The following is a 15,993-nucleotide window of genomic DNA, read 5'->3' on the forward strand; positions in this document are numbered from 1 at the left end:
TGTCATCCAAGGCTGCTCCGAAAGGGCGATGAGCATGAATTCTGAAGATTTCACGTCCGGTTCCACCGGACACACCACTGTCGTCACGCGTGTCTCCGAGACACGTTGGCAGGCAGTGCAACACGGCCTGCGGATCGGGTCGGGTGACGTTTCGCAGCGGTTCGACGGCCGGCTGTTCGTCAGTATCGACTCGTGGCGAGCCGATGCCTTCGGCCCGCTCGCCGAAGCGATGCTGGCAGGTCTGCCGCGACCGTTGTACACGGTGGTCGACGAGACCGATCAGGATCTCACAACGTGTTGGGAGCGTGCGGGTTTCACCATCCGGCGCCGGGAACGGGAATGTCTCGTCCCGACCGATCCGCGAGTGACCGGGCTCGGTGCGGTTGTCCCGCCCTCGGACACGACGATCCTGGCCGCCGGTGCCGCGGCGGAAGGTCCACTGCGCGAGGTGGATCGAGCGATTCGACACGAGGTGGAGGCGACCGTGGGCTGGCAGGAGATGCCGGCCGAGATATTGCCGCGCTGCGCCGCGGGCGATACTTTGCTGGATCCTTCGAAATACGCGGTGGCGGTGCAATCCGACCGCTACGTGGGGCTGGTCCGCGTCGTGCAGGTGACTCGGCTACCGCGGATCGGGCTGATCGCCGTGCGCGCCGACCAGCACCGCCGGGGTATCGGTCGGGCGCTGCTGGCACACGCGCTGGAATCCCTGCGCGAGCATGGGATCGACAGGGCCGCAGTCGAAGTGAACGAGGCCAACGCCGCCGCCACCGCATTGTTCACGGGCGTCGGAGCCCAGCGCGTGAACAGCAACCTGGAGTTGGTGCTGCGATGAGCAAGAACGGGAAGGGAATCGAGATCGAGGGCACGGTCATCGAGTGCCTGCGCAATGCCACCTTCACGGTGGAACTGCACAACGGGCACCAGATACTCGCCCACATCAGCGGGAAGATCCGGAAGAACTACATCAAGATCCAGTTGCAGGATCGGGTGCTCGTCGAGCTGAGCCCGTACGACCTCACTCGCGGCCGGATCCTGTTCCGGTACCGCAACTGATGCCGCTGTGGGCGGGCGGGCAGCCGCCCGCCCACAGCGGCACGGCCACCGGATCCATATCGGTCCCCGCGGGGGCGATCGTTGGTGATCGACACCCTGTCGGACAGATGTCCATTCGGTTCGCGACCGCGCACGGCTGGGATCTGGCCCGGACTCGGCTGCGGTCACCACGGTGACCGTTCGGGGCAACCGTAACGAGATGTTTCGGATCCGTTTTTCCGGGCATTCGCACCACAACCCGGTGTTACTGTCGCTGATCGTGGACCGTGATCTTGTCGGTCCTCTGCGTCACTTCAGCAGTGGAAGACCTCACACCCTGTACCGAGCGCGAACAAGGAACGCCACCGGCATCGTGCAACCGTAGTCGCCGGAACCGGACCTGTTGCCCATCCGGGATATGTACCGATTGTCCACGACCGTTCGTATCCACCAGGCGAGAGGACGAACATCGATGATGACCAGCCGGAACCGCCGACGCCCCGCTCTATTGGTGACCGCCCTGGCCGCATTGGGGGTGGCCGCGATATCGACCGCCGCTCCGGCGCTCGCCGCCAACACCATCGACATCAAGGGGGTGGGGCCGGCCAATGTGGGGGTCGACTACACCTGTGATGCCGCTTCCGGAGCCGTCGCCGTCAAGGTGATGGTCGGCGATCCCCAGGCCGATGCGCCGTCGGCGATGGGGGCACAGCCGCAGATCACATGCGACGGGGGAGCGCAGAACACCGTTGTCGTCCTGACCGGGCCCGACGGGTCGCCCGCCCAGTTGTCGCAGGGGCAGACGGTGCAGGTGCGGGTGGCACTGGTCGACGCCAAGGACATCGTGGTGACCGGGAAGGCCAACGTGTTCCAGTTGGGGTAGCGCCGACGTGCCGGTTGCCCCCGGACTGGCTCGATTCGGGGGCAACCGTTACCATCGACGACGATGATGACTCATTCTGATGCAAGATTGGGGGTCTCGTTCGCTCAAGGTGAGTGCTGATGCACCCTTGGACTGCGAACGGGAACGATTCCCGGATTTCCTTCTGGCAGCGCGTGCGCGAGTTCGCCGTGCCACCATCCATGATCGAGACCGCGACTGCCCGGCGTTGTGCCGGTGACTGGTCCGGGGCTTGTGCCGCAGCGGGTTTCGATGTCGATCTCGACCTGCGGGCACTCGCGCGTACCCACGGCTGTGAACTCGCCGCCAGGGTGCGGGGCGATCTGCGCCATCTGGCACCGGATCTGCTGCGCTGGCACATGCCCAGGGTTCGCGACGGCGGGTTGCTGCGACCGGGCTCGACGGTGACGCTGGCGCGATACGGCACCGGCGAACCCGTAAAACGGTGGAGTAGGGCGGGTCCGGTGCATCTGGTGGTCCGGACCGCACCCGCCTGGGCGGACTCCGGACAGCGGATGAGCCTCGCGTTGTGGGACCGATCCCGTCCCACGGCCGGTGGCGGCCCGCATCCACATCCCCGGCCCAGCCGTCGTTTTCGGTTGGACCTCCACCGTCACCTGTGGGACGCCCGTCGAAGCGACGAGCTGCGGATTCGCTGCGGTACCGGACAATTCACCGACGGCGGTGGCGTGGACCGCGAACTCGAGGAACTGGTTCCCCCTGGATGTGCCCTCGATCGATGGGCGGCCGAGGCGGGGCTGCTGCTGCGCGCCGACGGAAGTCCGGACGGTCCGGTCCAGGTGCGGTTGGGGGCGCGGCGCCGCGTGGTCGTGACGTCCGGGGAGGATCCGTCGGCGTTGCGGATCGCGCACGGATACCCCGCCGGTGCGCTATCGGCGCTTGCGGTCCTGCCGGACGCGGCGACCTGGACGCTTCCGGATCTGGAACTGCTGCGCGCCGATGCGATAACGGCCGATCGACTCCATCCACTGGTCGCCGCGGCTCTCGTACCGGACTTCGTCTCTGCGGCACCATCTTCCAGCGCGGTCCCGGCGGGACGGCCACACCTGGTGCGATGCGGGGGAGAGCTGCACCGCATCGGACTGGTGGACGGAGTACTGGCCGCGCTGGATCACAGCCCGGCCGAGATTCGACGGGAAGAACTGCTCGCCGCCCTGTCCGGCACCGTGCTGCCCTGCCTGCGAGCGATCGACCTGGCACACCGCCGTCCGGATTGTCTGGCCGGCGTTCGTGAACGGTTGCGCCACGGGGACATCGCCGGCGCGCTGGCTGTCGTCGACGGTGTGCTCGGTCCCGGCGCCCGGTTGCGTGCGGGAGTCCTGCGCGACGAACTGGCGGCGGCCGCGCGGCGGGAAGCCGTCCATCAGGAGTTCCGGGCCGGATTGCCGGAAACCCCGCTGCCGGTGACAAGACGTGTGCACGCGTATCGCGCACATCCGCGTCACGCGACGTCGCACTGATATCGAAAGCCACACACCCACCCGATTCCTCTGCACCCCAAGGTGATTCACACATGTCTGCTGCCATCTCGACCGGTGCGCGAACCCGCGCCGCCCGGACCGACGTCGCCGGCGAACTGCTGGCTCTGCTGAACGACGCGACCACCGAACCACGCTCCGATATCCAATTGGAGGCACTGACCCTGGCCGTGGCCGCCGACCTGCCGGTACTGCTGTGGGGTGAGCCGGGGATCGGGAAGACCGCGGCTTTGACCCAGCTCGCCGAATCCCTCGACCTTCCGCTGACCACGGTGATCGCGAGTGTTCATGAGCCCTCGGACTTCTCGGGTCTGCCCGTCGTCGGCGACGACCCCGCGGCGCAGGGTGTGCCGCTGGCGCCGCCGGACTGGGCGGTGCGGCTCGTGCGGGCCGGCCGAGGTCTGCTGTTCCTGGACGAACTGTCGACCGCACCGCCCGCCGTGCAAGCGGCGCTGTTGCGGCTGGTCCTGGAACGCCGGATCGGCGCACTGCAACTACCCGCGGGTGTTCGTATCGTCGCGGCCGCCAACCCGCGTTCTTCGGCGGCGGACGGCTGGGAACTGAGTCCGCCGCTGGCCAACCGATTCGTCCATCTGATGTGGACGCACGACCCCGATGTGGTGATCCGCGGTCTGGGCGGGGTCTGGCCGCGGGTGAGCCTGCCCACGCTCGATCCCGAAAAGTTACCGGAGGCAGTGGCTTTCGCTCGGCGCGCGGTGTGCGTGCTGCTCGCGGCCCGGCCCGCGCTCGTGCATCGGCTGCCCAGCGGTGAAGCGCGCCGGGGCGGTGCCTGGCCGTCGCCGCGCAGCTGGGAGATGGCCCTGCGACTGATCGCATTCGCCACTGCGGCCGGCGCCGGCCGCGATGTGGTGTCCCTGCTGGTCCGGGGGACGGTGGGCGATGGTCCCGGATTCGAACTGCTCACCGGTATGGACCGGATGGAACTTCCCGATCCGGAGCGGTTGCTCGCCGATCCGGACAGCGCCGAGCTGCCCGGACGTGGAGATCTACGTCAAGCCGTGCTCGATGGCGTGGTGGCGGCGGTTCGTGGAAGACCGGAGAAGGCGCGCTGGGATGCGGCGTGGGCGCTGCTGGCGAAGGCCGTCGAGACCGGAGCTCCCGACCTCGTGGTCGTTCCCGCGACCACCCTCGCCACACTGCGCCGCGACGATTGGGAGGTACCGGCCTCGATCGAACATCTCGCCGCGATGGTGTCGGTGTCGCGGACCGCGGATCATGCCGCGGTTCCCGCGCCCGCGCGGGCCGGGCGATGACGCCGGTGACCGCGCCCCTGGACTTCGAGAAGCTCTGCGCCGCCCGTCTGCTGGCCACGCGGGCCCGCCCCTACCTGGCGACCGCACTGTTCGCACTGCACATGGTCGAGTCGCGCGGGGTGCCGACCATGGGCGTGGACCGGTACTGGCGGTGCTATGTCTCGCCGGTGTTCGTCGGCCACACGCCGGTGCGGGAGCTGGCTTCGATTCTGGTGCACGAGGTTTCGCATCTACTGCGTGACCATCACGGGCGCTGCGACCGATTCGCCCGCGAGCACAACCTCACCGGCCGGGCGGAACGACTGCGGATGAACATCGCCGCGGACGCCGAGATCAACGACGATGCGTTCGGGGACGGCTTGGTGCGGCCCGAAGGTGCCATCCTGCCGCGGACTCTGGGACTGGCCGGCGGGGAACTCATGGAGGACTATCTGCGTCAATTCCGCCTGGGATGCCTCACCCAGCGGATGGTGTGGCTCGACTGTGGCAGTGGCGCAGACGGACTGGACCGCGAATGGGAGCTGGGGCCCGACGGCGCGGACGGCCTCGGCGGCGTCGAGTGTGACGCGGTCCGTTTCCAGGTGGCTCGCGGTATCGATGGCCGTCCGGGCGACACACCCCGCGGGTGGCGACGCTGGGCGCAGGAAGCATTGCACCCGCCGCAGCCGTGGCGGGATCTGCTCCGAGCGGCCGTCCGCGCGGCGGCGTCGGCGCCTGGCGTCGGCGACGACTACACCTATGGCCGGCCCGCGCGACGATCGGCAGGACTGCCGGGCGTGGTGCTGCCGAGTCTGCGGCACACGCCCGCTCGGGTCAGCGTGATCATCGATACCTCCGGCTCGGTGAGCGACGCGGAACTGGGCAGCGCGCTGCTGGAAACGGTGGCCATCACCCGAGCCCTGGGCGGCCGGCGCGACCTGGTGAGCGTGCTGTCGTGCGATGCGGCCGCACGAATCGCGCATCCGCTGTGCCGGGCCGGCGGGATACCGCTGATCGGTGGCGGGGGCACGGATCTGCGGGCGGGTTTCACCCGGGCGCTACACGCCCACCACCGTCCGGATGTGATCGTTGTGCTGACCGACGGTCACACACCCTGGCCGATCGCCCAGCCGCCCTGCCGGACGGTGGTGGGTGTGTTCGACCGGCAGCGTCCATGGAATGAGGACGATCCGGATCACGTTCCGTCCCGGCCGCCGGACTGGGCGCGCGTCGTCCGGATCGGATGACGACGGTGTGCGGTGACCGGGCGCCGCTGTGCGGTGGACGGCCGCCGCTACTCGGATCCCGTTGCCTCGCGCAGCTTTCGGAACTCGGCGGCCAGCGCGTCGAGTGTGTAGTGGGCATTGAGGCCGCTCGGGTTGGGGAGCACCCAGACTCGGGTGTCCGCGATCGTCTCGGATTGGGGCCCGACGGTGGTTTTCGGCCGCCCGAACGCGGTGCGGTAGGCGCCCAATCCGAGGACCGCCAGAACGCGCGGGTGATTGCGCCGCACCCGGTCGGTGAGCGCATGGCCGCCGTCACGCAACTCCTGCGCGGTGAGCTCGTCCGCCTTGGCCGTGGTGCGCGCGGCGACATTGGTGATGCCCAGACCGAGGGTGAGCAATTCGGCCTGCTCATCGGGACGGAACAGGCGTGGGGTGAATCCCGACCGGAACAGCGCGGGCCAGAACCGGTTTCCGGGCCGGGCGAAATGATGGCCGGTCGCCCCCGACCACAGTCCCGGATTGATCCCGCAGAACAGCACCCGCAGATCCGGTGCCAGCAGATCGGGAATGGTCCCGCCCGACGCGGCGGCCAGATCTGCCGGGGAGGGGCGGTACGCAGCGGAAGGTGGCATCCGCCCAGTCTGCCCGAACCGCCCTTCCGCCGGCCGGCCGTGATGGTCGCCGCCCGGGTCGGCTGCCTCGCAGACCCGGGGCGGTCCGGGAGATCCGTTCGATTGCGCCAGGTCATTCCTGAAACACGCGAGATTCGACCGACAAGGCCTGCTCGGGGCAGGACTGGACGACCGCCTCGGCCGCATTCAGGTGCTCGGCGGCGAGTTCGTCGGGGACAACGACGGGATCTCCCTGTTCGTCGCAGTCGAGAAGTTCCGGTGCTCTGCTGTAACACAACCCGTGCCCGGCGCATGCCGACCGGTCGACGAGAAGCCGCTGGAACGTTCTCGGTGATTCATTCATTCGCACACCTCCACCAGACCGGTGCCCGGCCCTATCGGCCGGCTTTCCGGCCCTTGCCGAATGTGATGGGCAGTTTCTCGCAACCACGAACCTGGGAGGCGTGCATGACGGGCGGGTTGTCCGGCACCAACGCGTAATCGGGGAGTCGCCGATGGATCTCTTCGAGCGCCAGTCGCAATTCGATCCGCGCCAGGTGTGAACCGAGGCAGCGATGTGCTCCGGCGCCGAATGCGATGTGGCGGTTGGGCTCCCGGTCCAGAATCAAGGTGTCCGCGTTCTCGAACTCGGTGCTGTCGCGATTCGCCGAGGTCATCAGGAGCAGCAGCTGATCGCCCTCTTTGATGGACACCCCGCCGATCTCGACATCGCGGGTGGCGCGTCGACCACTGCTGGAGGCGGTCTCCATACGCAGGATTTCCTCGACCGCCTGCGGAATGACATCAGGATCGTTGATCAGCATCTGGCGTTCCGCCGGATTCCAGGTCAGGTGGACCAGCCCCCAGGCGAGGGCTCCCTGCACGGTGTGCAGGCCGGCCACGACCAGCAGGAAGAACATCCGGCACAGTTCTTCATCGGTCAGCAGCCGTTCGCCGTCGGCGACCTTCATCGGGGTGCAGACGATATGTGCGGTCAAGTGGCCCTCACCGTATTCGCCCGCCCGGACCTGCTCGATGACCGCGCCGAAGTATCCGAAGATCTCCTCGGCCGCCTGGGCGCGGGCCGCCTCGTTCTCGGATTCCGACGCTCCCGGAACACCTTGGAGCACGATGTCGGTCCACTCCGTGAATTTCGGGGCGTCGGCCAGCGGCCACCCCATCAGCGCCAGGAAGATTCGCGTCGGCAGCTCGTGGGCGAACTCCGCGATGAATTCGCACTCGCCCCGCTCGATGAAGCCGTCGATGAGTTCGTTGACGATGCCACGGATTTCGGGCTCGAGCGCCTTCATCCGGATCGGGCTGAACAGTGGCTGCAGTGCTTGCCGGTAGTAGCCGTGTTCGGGTGGGTCGAGCTCGAGCGGCAGGAATCGGCCCTGCCCGGCATTGACGAGGTTGTTCGGATAGCTCGAGAAGGTCTCGGCATCCCGCAGGATCGCGTGCACCTCTTTGTACCGGGTGACGATCCAGTGGCCGCCGTACAGGGGCGAGAAGAGGATCGGTCCCTGCGCGCGCAGTTCCGCGACCCTTTCCTGGAATACGTCGGTGGGCACCGCCAGCGCCGGATTGTAGACATCGAAATCGGTCATCAGATTCTCGGGAATTCCCGTTGCAGTCGTCATCGACGGCCCTCTCGGAAGATGTGAGGTATGAGATCCTCGCTACAATTGTAAACCTAATAAATGTAGGTTTATATCGCAAGGTTTTGCGGGAAATATCGACTTCTATTCGTGTGCCGCCGGATGTGCGGAACCCGCCATGACACCCGAGAGGAAGCTGCGAATTGTCACCTCGAACAATTCGGTCGCCGACCATGGATTGGACGACAGCGCCGTACTGAGCACGGGGTGCCGCTCGGCATCGACGTTCGGGAAGATGTCGCCGTCTGCGGCGGAGGCATTCGCGAGGCTGGAGAGTATTGTCGCGAACGAAAGCTTCTCCAGCCCATCGAGAATTATCACGTGCAGAGCCGGGGCGACCCCGCAGTCGGACAGAATTCGTGCGCACTTCTCGTACGTGCTGGTGAGCACGTCCCTGGGTAGTAGTTCGACCAGGATGAGCGCGGCGTTCGCGTGGCGCAGGATCGCTTCCCGGTAGTTCAGGCTGAGCTGGACGAACCATTCCATCCAATCGCCGTCGGCCGGAGCTGCCGGAACCCGCGCTCCGCGCATGATCTCTTTCGCCACTTCGGCCATGAGCTCGCGACGGTCCGAGAAATGGTGATAGAGCGAGGAAGTGCTCACGTTCAGTTGTTTCGCCACACGCGGCAGACTGAAGGAGTCGATACCGTCACCGTCGATCATCTCGATACTCGCGGCGATGATCGAGTCCCGAGTTATCAGCGGCTTTCGTGGACGTACCATGTTCTCTCTTCCTTGCGGTTGTCCCGGGAATTCATTCGACCGCTCCGGCGAAGGATCATGCGGGCGTGGGGAAGTAGACGGATTTCAAGGCGTAATAGTTGGCCAATCCCTCGGGGCCGAGTTCACGACCGATACCGCTGGCTCCGCGGCCGCCGAACGGTGCGTCCAGATCCAATCCGTAGATGTTCACGCCCACGGTGCCGGCACGGAAACGCGAGGCGACCGACATGCCCCGCGCCTCGTCGGAGGTCCACACCATTCCGGCCAGTCCGTACTTCGAATCGTTGGCGATGTCGACCGCGTGATCGACGCTGTCATAGGGCAGCACGCAGACCACCGGACCGAATATCTCCTCCTGTGCGATACGTGAAGAGTTCTCGACATCGGCGAACACGGTGGGCTCGACGAACCAGCCCCGGTCCCGGTCCGCCGGCACCCCGCCGCCGGTGGTGATCCGCGCGCCGGCGCCGCGCCCCGACGCGATGTGGTCCAGCACCCGCCGGCGATGCTCGCAGCTGACCAGCGGTCCGATCTGCGTGGACTTCTCCAGCGGATCACCCACCACGAAGCCGCGCACCGTCTCGGTGATCGCCTCCACGAACTCCGCGTAGCGACCGCGCGGCACCAGCACTCTGGTACTGGCGTGACAGGTCTGCCCGTTGTTCCCGAACGAGTATTCGAGCAGTCCGTGGGTGAACACGTCCATGTCCACGTCGTCGAGGACGATCGCCGCGGACTTACCGCCGAGCTCGAGGGTGACCGGAGTGAAGTTCTCCCCGCAGACCCGGCCGATCTCGCGGCCCGCCCGGGTCGATCCGGTGAAGGCGACCTTGTCGACACCGGGGTGGGCGACGAGCCGGGCGCCGGTCTCGCGGCCGCCGGGGACCACATTGAGTACACCCGCGGGAAGGCCCGCCTCCACTGCCGCGTCCGCGAAAACGAATGCGTCCAAGGCGGTTTCCGGTGACGGCTTGAACACCACCGAACATCCGGCCGCGAGGGCCGGCGCGATCTTCATGGCGGCCAGCGCCTGCGGATAGTTCCACGGCGTGATCGCCGCGACCACCCCCGCCGGTTCGCGGCGCACCACTGTCCTGCCGCCCATGAAATGGGGGCGCACATCGGATTCGTCACGGCGTTCGACGAGATCGGCGTAGTAGTCGAACATCATCGCCGGACTGAACCCGTTGGCGGCCTTGGAAATCGTGATCGGCATGCCGTTCTCGCGGCTGACCAGGGCCGTGGTGTCGCGGCCGCGCGCCTTGAGGGCCTTTCCGAAGTTGCGCAGTGCCGCAGCGCGTTCGCCGGTCGAGAAGTCACGCCACCGGCCACCGAGGCTGTCGCGCGCGGCCGTCACCGCGACCTCGATGTCGCCGGCATCAGCCATCGCCGCGATACCGATGGCCTGTTCCGAGGCGGCCTCGAGGACCGTCGTGTGCCCTCCGCCGCGCGGGGCGGTCCAACGCCCGCCGATGAACAACTCGTTCCTGTCCATACCTACTCCTCACCTCCGGCGTCGGCACCGATCGGTTGCCGTCGCGCCGGGTCGTCCGGATGATCGAATTCGATGACGCCGCAGTACTTTCCCCGGGAGAAGATCAACGGTTCGCTGGTCCCGCCGGCGGCGAATTCGAGAATGTCGGCGATGACCACCGTGTGATCACCACCGGGGTGTTCGGTGTCCAGCGCCAGCTCGAACCACGCCGCGACGCCGTCGAGGATCGGCGCGCCACCCGGGGCCGATTGCCATCCGATATCGCCGAACTTGTGCCCGCCCGATCGCGCGAAGCGGTCGCTGAGCTCACACTGGGCCGCCGAGAGCACGTTCACGGCGAATGTGGGCGCGGTGCGGATCAATGGCCAGCTCGTCGACGTGCGGCTGGGGCAGAGGAGCACCTTCGGCGGGGCGAGCGACAGTGCGGAAAACGATTGACAGGTGAAGCCCGTTGGTACTCCGTCGTGCACCGCCGTCACGATGGTGACCCCGGATCCGAAATGACCGAGCACATCTCGCAGGATCCGGGTGCCCGGCATGGTCATCGCGCCACCTCGCTCAACTCGACGTGGGCCCGGAGACGACCGGACTCGTCCACCCAGCCCCGGCGCGCCGCCCATTCGACCATCTCGCCGAAGCGGCGGGTCCAGTCGGGGTCGCGCGACCGGTCGCCGGCCAACTCGCCGATCCGGGCCACGGTGACGAGAACATCACCGGACGAATCGAGCACGCCCACACAGGCGACATCGGACGCGGTGACCCGGTGCCCCGCGCTCACCCCGATCAGTTCGATCCCGAAGGATCCGAAATCGTCGGTCGCGGTCATGGTCGCGGTCGGCGACCGGCGATTGAGGTTCACCAGCACACGCATCTCATCGCAACCTTTCTCCTCGGTACCTTGCGCATTCAGGCCAGCATCCGCGCGAGCTCGCGCCGGAACAGATGGTTGGCGATCTCGTTGCGGCCCAGCACAAGTGGCCCGGCATCCGCGCTCGACAGCGCCAGCTGAGCCGAACGAAGCAGCGGGAAATCCTCCTGATGGAGTACCTCGAGCAAGATCTTCCAATTCTTGTTCCAGCGCTTGGTCCAGACCTGCTCGTCGACCCCCATGGCCGCCATCGTCGGAGCGATGATCCGCATCTCCATCCGGCACATTCCCGGGTCCGAGGGGTGCGGGCGGAAGGTGAGCAACTCCACGTGATCGGGCTGGATCAGCACCGAGGTGTTGGGCCCGAGAAACAGCGTCTCGGTGACATGCGGGGACAGGTCGACATCGTCGGGCGCCACCACCAGCCAGCGATCGATGCTCTTGCGCGGCGTCAGGAATCGGAAATGCCGTCCGAAGTCATCGACCGCCAGCACATTCGTGTGCACGAACTTCGCGGCGGTGTTCGGATGCGCGTACTGGATGTGATACCCGTCGAGGAACGCGTCCTGCATGAGCTTCCAGTTGCACGGCTCGTCGAAACCTTCGGCCCGGAACGTCACATGGCGTGCGAGCTCGAGCCGTGCCAGGTTCGCGTCCATCTCCGGGCCGAGCCAGCGCGCGACATCGATATCGGCTCCGGCCGCGTCCACCATCCAGATGAAACCGTGCCGTTCCTCGGTCGGGAGTTCGACGAGGCCGAGGCTGTCGCGATCCACCACGCCGAAGGTGGAATCCTTGGTGATCGCGCGCAGAGTGCCGTCGGTGTCGTAGGACCACCGGTGATATCCGCAGGAGAACAGCCGGCAGCGGCCCGCCGCGCTTTCTTCGAGCAGTGATCCGCGGTGCCGGCACGCGTTGACGAATGCCTTCACCGAACCGTCGCGTTGCCGGACCACGATGACCCGGTTCCGCGGCATCTGCAGGGTGATGAAGTCGTTCGGCTGCGCGATCTCCGAGGAATGCGCGACGATCGACGGCACTCGCCCGAATATCCGGTCACGCTCGAGACCGGCGCGCTCGGGCGAGGTGAATTCCCAGGGCTCGAACGGTGCGGTGGTCTGCACCTCATCGGTCGTACCGGCGCGCAGATGGCCGAGTAACCGGCGTATCCGCGCGTTCAGTTCCGCGTTGGTCATCGGCTTTCCTTCGAAACTCGAATGATTGTCATCGGTGGACCGCCGCCGCGGCCCGCCCACCGGGCCAGCACCGGCACCACTTCGTGGGTCAGCAGCCGGTCGAACGATGCGCGTGCGGCACCGTCGGTGATCGCCGGAACGAGGGTCACGCCGTCACAGATTCCGGTGGTGACGACATCCGATATCAATCGGGCCAGACCGGCGGGTGTTCCTGTGTAACAGATGTTTTCGTCGCCGCGCACCGGCGCGGCGCCGTCGCGTTCGCGGGCCGTGGCGAGTTCTCGACGGGCGGCGCGCGTGTCCCGCGCGATATGGGCCACGACATCGAGCAGGACGGCCGGCGCGGTGGTGTGCCGGCCGGGTGGGCCGGTGTCGAGCACTCTGCGGCGGTCACCGGCGGTGACCAGATCCGGTGCCACCAGGCGCACCGACCGCCGTGGATCGAACGCGCCCAGCAGCACGATGTGGTCGTCCCGGTCGGTGCACACCGGACGATCGGCCTCCGGGATCACCTCAGCGGGCATCGTGTCCCTCCTTCGCGGTCGCGGTCCCGGGGCGCTGCCACACCAGGCGCGGGAACAGCGTGGTGGTCCGGAACCGCAGTGGATCCGACGACAGGGTCATGGTGGTGGCCGTGAACTCGACGTGGCGCAATTGCCGGTCCCCGACCCAGTTCGGATAGAGAGAGACCGCCACGTCGTGCCGGATCGCGTTGCCGGCCTCGTCCACCTCGTAGCGACCGGAGTAGGCCAGGTAGCCCGCGGCCGCCCGGGCTCGTTCGTCGGGTGCGCCGCCGTGTACCCGGCGGGACGCGTAATGCGGCCGGTCCGGCCTCATGATCTGGGCGGACATGAATCCGTCCGCGGTATAGACGATCAATCCCCGTGCCCGTTCGCCGAGCGGGTACGCGATCTGCCCGGTCTCCGACACCGTGGTGTAGGAGACCAGCTCCCACGCCCCGAGGACTCGCTCCGCGATCGAGCGCGGGTCCGGTCCACCTGTCTCGGTCATCGCGAACCTCCCTGGTATCCACCGCGCGCGGGGTTCACAGCGCGGCCCTGACGCAGAACAGCACGGAACTCACCAGAGCGGCCATCGGTCCGCCGATGAACAGTGAGATCCGGGCGCCGGGAACGGCATTGGCGGAGGTGCCGCGTAACTGCCGCACCGCCTCCACCGCCAGGCCCATGCCGTTGACGAACGAATCCGCGAGATTTCCGCCGCTGGTGTTGACCGGCAGCGCGCCGCCCGGCGCGGTCAGATTCTCGACGGTCAGTACGGTGGCGGCGGCCGGTCCGGCCGGGCACAGACCGTGGTCGATCAGCGCGGCCACTCCGGATCCGCTGAAGTTCTCGTACACCTGCACGACATCGACATCCGCCGGACCGATGCCGGCGTCGGTCCACAGCTGTGCCGCGACCCCGGACGATGCGCCGAATCCCGCTGAGCTGTAATCGATGTCGTTCTCGGTGTCGACCGCGTAGCCCGGCGCCGCACCTTGCGCGCCGGCCAGCACGTAGACCGGCTCGTGCGTCAGGTCCGCGGCGCGATCGGCGCGGACCAGGATCAGGGCGACGGCGCCGTCGTTCTCCCGGGAGCAGTCGAACAGGCGATACGGTTCGACGATCATCCGTGACGCCTCGTAGGCCGCGGCATCCAGCGGCCGTCCGTACGCCGCCGCGGACGGATTCCGCTGGGCGTGAGCGTAATCGGCGAGCACCAGAGCGCGCACGGCCTCGGCGGGGACGCCGTCGGCCTCCAGCATCCGCTGGGTGCGCAGTGCACACGCCTGGGCGGGGGAGCCCACGCCGTGCGGCAGCATCTGCCCGTCGAAATGATGTTTGGCATAGCCCAGGCGGCCGGAGTCCTGCTGCGACATCGCTCGATACACGACGACACAGTCGGCCTGGCCGGTCGCGATCGCGACCGCCGCATTCGTCACCGCCGCTGCCGCGCCACCTCCGCCGCCGCCCCAGATCATGCTGGACCAGCGGATCCGGCGCACCATCAGAGCCGATCCGACGACGGTCCCGTCGTTCTCGCCGCCACCGTAGGATACGAAGCCGTCGATCTCGCCGGGGTCGATTCCGGCGTCGGCGGCGGCTGCCAGGACGGCCCGCAGCGTCAGCTGCAGTTCCGTCTGCCCGGATTCGCCGCGTTTGCAATGGAATTCGCTGACACCCGCCACCGCGGCGGCACCGCGCAAGACCGAGGCGCTCATCGCGACCGCTCCCGTTCCGCCGGCACATCCCGGTGCCACCGCAGCGCCGGCCACCGCGCACCCTCCGGGTGCTGAACGACTCCCCGCACCGGATCGCCGATGCGGACATCGTCGGCGCCGACGGGATCGGCCAGCAGTCCCAGCACCCGCCGGTTGCCCGCCTGGGGCAATTCGACCAGCACCGTGACATAGGGCAGTTCGGCGGCCAGCTCGGGGATGAACGGGTGCCGGGTGCGCGACCATGAATACACCGTCCCCACCGGGTCGACCGCGACCCAGCTGAGCTCGAATGCGCGGCAGTCGCCACACATCCAGCGCGGTCCCCACCACCAGCGGTCGCAGGCAGCGCACTGTTGCAGCCGCAGTTCGCCTTCGCGCAGCCCCTGCCAATATCCGGTGTCGACACCGTCGGCGGCGGGCCCGGCCGATGCGGAGGCCGGGAAGAGCCGCAATCGCGTATCCGAGGACATCAGTGCTTGACCAGGTATCCGGCGTCGATGGGCAGATCGACGCCCGTCACATGGCGCGCGGCGTCCGATACCAGCCACAGCACGGCATTGCTGATCTCCTGTGGCTCGAGCATCGGCACATCCAGCAGGTTGCTGCGATCGCTGTGCGCCCACTTGCGTACCACCCACGGCAGCACCTGCGACAGGCCCTCCGCCATGGGCGAATTGACGCCGGTGGGGTTGACGGTGTTCACCCGGATGTCGTGTTCGGACAGTTCGAACGCGAGTGTCTGCTTCAGGCCCTGCAGCCCGTGCTTGGCCGCACCGTAGTGGCCCCACGACGGTGCCGCGCGCAGTCCGTCCACCGACGATGTGATGACGATCGAACCGCCCTGTCCGCCGGCGATCATCCGTGGCACTGCCGCCTTGCACGCCTTCCATGCGCCGGTGAGGTTGACGTCCAACATCGTCTGCCAGGCGGCGTCGCTGATCTCGCACGTCGATTCGGCGTGATCGTGCACTCCGGCGTTGGCGACCAGGATGTCCAGCCGCCCGAAGGTGGTCACGGCGAGTTCGGCGACCGCCTCCATATCGGCGCTGCTGCGCACGTCGGCGCGCATCCCGGCGATCTCACCACCGGCCTCCTTCACCAGCCGGAGGGTGTCCTCGAGGTCCTGCGGGTCGGCGAGTGCGTACTGCACCTCCGCGATCGGTGCCGCGATATCGCACACGACCACCTTCGCCCCTGCCGCGGCCAGCGTGAGCGCGTGTGAACGTCCCTGCCCGCGAGCGCCGCCGGTGATCATCGCCACCTTGCCGTTGAGGTCTGTCATCTTCTCTCCCATTGCCGAATGCTCG

General features: G+C 67.6%; 19 protein-coding genes. 6 read left to right on the plus strand and 13 right to left on the minus strand.

The window, feature by feature from the left end; all coding sequences use genetic code 11:
* The first annotated feature begins 34 nt into the window (after nucleotides 1-34).
* The 6 genes from AB0L57_RS22840 (at nucleotide 35) to AB0L57_RS22865 (ending at nucleotide 5,935) form a co-directional block, all read left to right on the plus strand.
* The gene (locus AB0L57_RS22840; RefSeq protein WP_364965529.1) at nucleotides 35-835 is read left to right on the plus strand and encodes a GNAT family N-acetyltransferase; all 801 of its coding nucleotides are present in this window, start codon (nucleotides 35-37) and stop codon (nucleotides 833-835) included.
* Nucleotides 832-1,056, plus strand: a complete 225-nt coding sequence (infA, locus tag AB0L57_RS22845; protein ID WP_364965532.1) for a translation initiation factor IF-1 — start codon at nucleotides 832-834, stop codon at nucleotides 1,054-1,056. Before AB0L57_RS22840 ends, infA begins: the two co-directional genes overlap by 4 nt.
* 454 nt (nucleotides 1,057-1,510) lie before the next feature.
* Nucleotides 1,511-1,918, plus strand: coding sequence for a hypothetical protein (locus tag AB0L57_RS22850; protein ID WP_364965534.1), 408 nt, complete (start codon nucleotides 1,511-1,513; stop codon nucleotides 1,916-1,918).
* Nucleotides 1,919-2,037: 119 nt separating this feature from the next.
* Nucleotides 2,038-3,417, plus strand: a complete 1,380-nt coding sequence (locus AB0L57_RS22855) for a hypothetical protein (protein WP_364965536.1) — start codon at nucleotides 2,038-2,040, stop codon at nucleotides 3,415-3,417.
* A 53-nt stretch (nucleotides 3,418-3,470) separates the two neighbouring features.
* Entirely contained in the window at nucleotides 3,471-4,709 is a 1,239-nt protein-coding gene (locus tag AB0L57_RS22860) for an AAA family ATPase (RefSeq protein ID WP_364965538.1), read from the plus strand.
* Nucleotides 4,706-5,935, plus strand: coding sequence for a VWA-like domain-containing protein (locus tag AB0L57_RS22865; RefSeq protein ID WP_364965541.1), 1,230 nt, complete (start codon nucleotides 4,706-4,708; stop codon nucleotides 5,933-5,935). The genes AB0L57_RS22860 and AB0L57_RS22865 overlap by 4 nt, the downstream gene beginning before the upstream one ends.
* Before the next feature lie 47 nt (nucleotides 5,936-5,982).
* Here the strand turns inward: AB0L57_RS22865 and mug are convergent, their stop codons facing one another.
* The 13 genes from mug to AB0L57_RS22930 all read right to left on the minus strand — a co-directional run bounded on the left by mug (nucleotide 5,983) and on the right by AB0L57_RS22930 (nucleotide 15,968).
* On the minus strand, nucleotides 5,983-6,546 hold the full coding sequence (mug, locus tag AB0L57_RS22870) for a G/U mismatch-specific DNA glycosylase (RefSeq protein ID WP_364965543.1): 564 nt from the start codon (nucleotides 6,544-6,546) through the stop codon (nucleotides 5,983-5,985).
* Nucleotides 6,547-6,658: 112 nt separating this feature from the next.
* Nucleotides 6,659-6,889, minus strand: coding sequence for a ferredoxin (locus AB0L57_RS22875; RefSeq protein WP_364965546.1), 231 nt, complete (start codon nucleotides 6,887-6,889; stop codon nucleotides 6,659-6,661).
* Between the two features lie 31 nt (nucleotides 6,890-6,920).
* Nucleotides 6,921-8,165 carry a cytochrome P450 gene (locus AB0L57_RS22880; protein WP_364965547.1) on the minus strand — a complete coding sequence of 415 codons (1,245 nt, stop codon included), beginning with the start codon at nucleotides 8,163-8,165 and terminating at the stop codon, nucleotides 6,921-6,923.
* A gap of 102 nt (nucleotides 8,166-8,267) precedes the next feature.
* Entirely contained in the window at nucleotides 8,268-8,906 is a 639-nt protein-coding gene (locus AB0L57_RS22885; RefSeq protein WP_364965549.1) for a TetR/AcrR family transcriptional regulator, read from the minus strand.
* A 55-nt stretch (nucleotides 8,907-8,961) separates the two neighbouring features.
* Complete coding sequence (locus AB0L57_RS22890; protein WP_364965551.1) at nucleotides 8,962-10,401, minus strand: aldehyde dehydrogenase; 1,440 nt, start codon at nucleotides 10,399-10,401, stop codon at nucleotides 8,962-8,964.
* A gap of 2 nt (nucleotides 10,402-10,403) precedes the next feature.
* Nucleotides 10,404-10,946: a flavin reductase family protein gene (locus AB0L57_RS22895; RefSeq protein WP_364965553.1), complete on the minus strand. Its 543-nt coding sequence runs from the start codon at nucleotides 10,944-10,946 to the stop codon at nucleotides 10,404-10,406.
* On the minus strand, nucleotides 10,943-11,272 hold the full coding sequence (locus AB0L57_RS22900) for a hypothetical protein (RefSeq protein ID WP_364965556.1): 330 nt from the start codon (nucleotides 11,270-11,272) through the stop codon (nucleotides 10,943-10,945). The genes AB0L57_RS22895 and AB0L57_RS22900 overlap by 4 nt, the downstream gene beginning before the upstream one ends.
* 35 nt (nucleotides 11,273-11,307) lie before the next feature.
* The gene (locus AB0L57_RS22905) at nucleotides 11,308-12,465 is read right to left on the minus strand and encodes an aromatic ring-hydroxylating dioxygenase subunit alpha (RefSeq protein WP_364965559.1); all 1,158 of its coding nucleotides are present in this window, start codon (nucleotides 12,463-12,465) and stop codon (nucleotides 11,308-11,310) included.
* Nucleotides 12,462-12,989 (minus strand): hypothetical protein, encoded by a 528-nt coding sequence (locus AB0L57_RS22910; protein WP_364965562.1) that lies wholly within the window; start codon nucleotides 12,987-12,989, stop codon nucleotides 12,462-12,464. Before AB0L57_RS22910 ends, AB0L57_RS22905 begins: the two co-directional genes overlap by 4 nt.
* Entirely contained in the window at nucleotides 12,979-13,476 is a 498-nt protein-coding gene (locus AB0L57_RS22915; RefSeq protein WP_364965565.1) for a lipocalin-like domain-containing protein, read from the minus strand. The genes AB0L57_RS22910 and AB0L57_RS22915 overlap by 11 nt, the downstream gene beginning before the upstream one ends.
* Nucleotides 13,477-13,510: 34 nt before the next feature.
* Nucleotides 13,511-14,686: a transporter gene (locus AB0L57_RS22920; RefSeq protein ID WP_364965567.1), complete on the minus strand. Its 1,176-nt coding sequence runs from the start codon at nucleotides 14,684-14,686 to the stop codon at nucleotides 13,511-13,513.
* Entirely contained in the window at nucleotides 14,683-15,156 is a 474-nt protein-coding gene (locus AB0L57_RS22925) for an OB-fold domain-containing protein (RefSeq protein WP_364965570.1), read from the minus strand. Before AB0L57_RS22925 ends, AB0L57_RS22920 begins: the two co-directional genes overlap by 4 nt.
* On the minus strand, nucleotides 15,156-15,968 hold the full coding sequence (locus tag AB0L57_RS22930) for a mycofactocin-coupled SDR family oxidoreductase (RefSeq protein ID WP_364965573.1): 813 nt from the start codon (nucleotides 15,966-15,968) through the stop codon (nucleotides 15,156-15,158). Before AB0L57_RS22930 ends, AB0L57_RS22925 begins: the two co-directional genes overlap by 1 nt.
* Nucleotides 15,969-15,993 lie beyond the last annotated feature (25 nt).

It is taken from the genome of Nocardia sp. NPDC052254 (assembly GCF_040679495.1).
Classification (GTDB): domain Bacteria; phylum Actinomycetota; class Actinomycetes; order Mycobacteriales; family Mycobacteriaceae; genus Nocardia.

What these genes read in the sequence shown, in the direction of transcription:
- AB0L57_RS22880 (WP_364965547.1), bottom strand. Translation starts at nt 8,165, where the DNA reads ATGACGACTGCAACGGGAATTCCCGAGAATCTGATGACCGATTTCGAT.
- AB0L57_RS22930 (WP_364965573.1), bottom strand. Translation starts at nt 15,968, where the DNA reads ATGACAGACCTCAACGGCAAGGTGGCGATGATCACCGGCGGCGCTCGC.
- AB0L57_RS22885 (WP_364965549.1), bottom strand. Translation starts at nt 8,906, where the DNA reads ATGGTACGTCCACGAAAGCCGCTGATAACTCGGGACTCGATCATCGCC.
- AB0L57_RS22860 (WP_364965538.1), top strand. Translation starts at nt 3,471, where the DNA reads ATGTCTGCTGCCATCTCGACCGGTGCGCGAACCCGCGCCGCCCGGACC.
- AB0L57_RS22840 (WP_364965529.1), top strand. Translation starts at nt 35, where the DNA reads ATGAATTCTGAAGATTTCACGTCCGGTTCCACCGGACACACCACTGTC.
- AB0L57_RS22905 (WP_364965559.1), bottom strand. Translation starts at nt 12,465, where the DNA reads ATGACCAACGCGGAACTGAACGCGCGGATACGCCGGTTACTCGGCCAT.
- AB0L57_RS22915 (WP_364965565.1), bottom strand. Translation starts at nt 13,476, where the DNA reads ATGACCGAGACAGGTGGACCGGACCCGCGCTCGATCGCGGAGCGAGTC.
- AB0L57_RS22920 (WP_364965567.1), bottom strand. Translation starts at nt 14,686, where the DNA reads ATGAGCGCCTCGGTCTTGCGCGGTGCCGCCGCGGTGGCGGGTGTCAGC.
- AB0L57_RS22925 (WP_364965570.1), bottom strand. Translation starts at nt 15,156, where the DNA reads ATGTCCTCGGATACGCGATTGCGGCTCTTCCCGGCCTCCGCATCGGCC.
- AB0L57_RS22910 (WP_364965562.1), bottom strand. Translation starts at nt 12,989, where the DNA reads ATGCCCGCTGAGGTGATCCCGGAGGCCGATCGTCCGGTGTGCACCGAC.
- AB0L57_RS22895 (WP_364965553.1), bottom strand. Translation starts at nt 10,946, where the DNA reads ATGACCATGCCGGGCACCCGGATCCTGCGAGATGTGCTCGGTCATTTC.
- AB0L57_RS22865 (WP_364965541.1), top strand. Translation starts at nt 4,706, where the DNA reads ATGACGCCGGTGACCGCGCCCCTGGACTTCGAGAAGCTCTGCGCCGCC.
- mug (WP_364965543.1), bottom strand. Translation starts at nt 6,546, where the DNA reads ATGCCACCTTCCGCTGCGTACCGCCCCTCCCCGGCAGATCTGGCCGCC.
- AB0L57_RS22890 (WP_364965551.1), bottom strand. Translation starts at nt 10,401, where the DNA reads ATGGACAGGAACGAGTTGTTCATCGGCGGGCGTTGGACCGCCCCGCGC.
- AB0L57_RS22875 (WP_364965546.1), bottom strand. Translation starts at nt 6,889, where the DNA reads ATGAATGAATCACCGAGAACGTTCCAGCGGCTTCTCGTCGACCGGTCG.
- infA (WP_364965532.1), top strand. Translation starts at nt 832, where the DNA reads ATGAGCAAGAACGGGAAGGGAATCGAGATCGAGGGCACGGTCATCGAG.
- AB0L57_RS22850 (WP_364965534.1), top strand. Translation starts at nt 1,511, where the DNA reads ATGACCAGCCGGAACCGCCGACGCCCCGCTCTATTGGTGACCGCCCTG.
- AB0L57_RS22855 (WP_364965536.1), top strand. Translation starts at nt 2,038, where the DNA reads ATGCACCCTTGGACTGCGAACGGGAACGATTCCCGGATTTCCTTCTGG.
- AB0L57_RS22900 (WP_364965556.1), bottom strand. Translation starts at nt 11,272, where the DNA reads ATGCGTGTGCTGGTGAACCTCAATCGCCGGTCGCCGACCGCGACCATG.